At 65.0% G+C, this 1,505-nt stretch carries 2 protein-coding genes; both read right to left on the bottom strand.

Features of this window, described 5'->3' with window-relative positions; translation table 11 throughout:
• Nucleotides 1–46 precede the first annotated feature (46 nt).
• A complete protein-coding gene (locus ABD243_RS08800; RefSeq protein WP_344364369.1) occupies nt 47–358 on the bottom strand; it encodes an excalibur calcium-binding domain-containing protein in 312 nt (103 codons plus the stop codon).
• A gap of 94 nt (nt 359–452) precedes the next feature.
• Nucleotides 453–1,301 (bottom strand): SDR family NAD(P)-dependent oxidoreductase, encoded by an 849-nt coding sequence (locus tag ABD243_RS08805; RefSeq protein WP_344364371.1) that lies wholly within the window; start codon nt 1,299–1,301, stop codon nt 453–455.
• Nucleotides 1,302–1,505 lie beyond the last annotated feature (204 nt).

A 1,505-nucleotide genomic window follows, 5' to 3' on the forward strand; every position in this document is an offset into this window, starting at 1 on the left:
CCGCCCCAGGAGCCCCAGAAGTCGGGGTCCCGGCGGGGTCCCCGCTCTAGCGCTTTTCGCAGGCGATGCCGTCGTTGTCACGGTCGAGGTCGTACTCGCCCCAGTGGCGCGCACCGCCGTCGTTGTAGCTGTAGACGGTGTTGTCGACGCGGAAGTTGGTGACCGGCTTTCCGCTGGTCTTGTCGCGGGCGCCAGCGCGGCCGACGCCGTGCGGGTAGACCTTGTTCAGCTCCGTGCAGTTCTTGTACGACTTCGGCGCGGGCGCAGCGGATGCCGGCACGGCCGTGGCGCTCAGAACGACGGCGGTTACCGCCAGGGACGAGACAAGCAATTTCTTCAGGCGCACGGTAGACAGCACTCCCCCAAATAGAAGCCCGGCCGCGTGTCGGCGAGGGGCAGGAAAATGCTACCCCACCGATTCGCCGTTTCCCGTGAGGCTCCGCCCTGGTGAATTACTGCCGGGGGTCCAGCTTGTCGCTGTCCCGGGCCACCATCGCTTCGCTGCGCTGCCACAGCGCCTTGGCCAGGCCGGCGTCGTAGGCCTGCTTGTTGGCCTTGGAGAGCGTCCGCTTCGCGTAGTAGGTGCCCGAGATCCAGTCGTGGCCCGGGGTGGCGTTGGCGAGCCACACAAGGGTGTCCGCGCCCTGGTCCGGGGTCAGCATGAAGCGCTTGAGGAACGACTTGTAGGCGAAGCGCATGGGGCTCGTGGAGTCAGCCGCGAAGTTCGTGGCCACGCCGCCGGGGTGGAAGGCCGCCGTCGAGATCCCCTCGGCGTTGTAGCGGTTGTGGAGCTCGGTGGTGAAGAGGATGTTGGCGAGCTTGGCATTGCCGTAGGCGCGGTTGGTGGAGTAGCTCCGGGCCGCGTCGAGGTCGTCGATGTCCAGTTTGCCGAAGATTGAATTCGCCACGCTGGAGGTGTTGATGACAGTGGCCTGGCTGGCGGTGAGGACGTCGATCAGCCGGGTGGTGAGCAGGAACGGGGCCAGGTGGTTCACCTGGAAGGTTTTCTCGTGGCCGTCCACGGTGAGCTCTCGGTGTCCCATGATGCCGCCGGCGTTGTTGGCCAGGACGTCGATCCGCGGGTACTTCTCTTTCAGCTGCGCGGCCAAGGTGCGCACCTGTGCGAGCTCGGCGAAGTCGCTGACAAAGAAGTCGGCGCCGATTTCCTTTGCGATCGCCTCGGTCTTCTCCGCGGAACGCCCGACGACGACCACGCGGTCCCCCTGCTGGGCGAAAGTCCGTGCGGCGGAGGCACCGATGCCGTCGCTGGCTCCGGTGATGACGATAGTGCGCTCGGGCATTGACGTGTCCTTAGAACGAAAGCGGCCGGCTGGTCTTTTGGAATCCAGCCCCGTCGCATTCTAACGATCCCAACTCGGAGAACGTTCCGCTGGAGCCGGGGCTTTCCCCGGAGTCTGCTGGGAGTTTACCGAAACTGGTGCGGGTTCTAAATCGAAATTGATGCAGGTGTTAAATGCGGGAGGACCCCCAACCTGTGGTTGGGG

Origin of the sequence: Arthrobacter humicola, from assembly GCF_039531445.1 — a bacterium.
GTDB classification, from domain to species: domain Bacteria; phylum Actinomycetota; class Actinomycetes; order Actinomycetales; family Micrococcaceae; genus Arthrobacter; species Arthrobacter humicola.

Excerpts from the sequence above, each read along its gene's own strand:
- ABD243_RS08805 (WP_344364371.1), bottom strand. The coding sequence starts at position 1,301 with ATGCCCGAGCGCACTATCGTCATCACCGGAGCCAGCGACGGCATCGGT.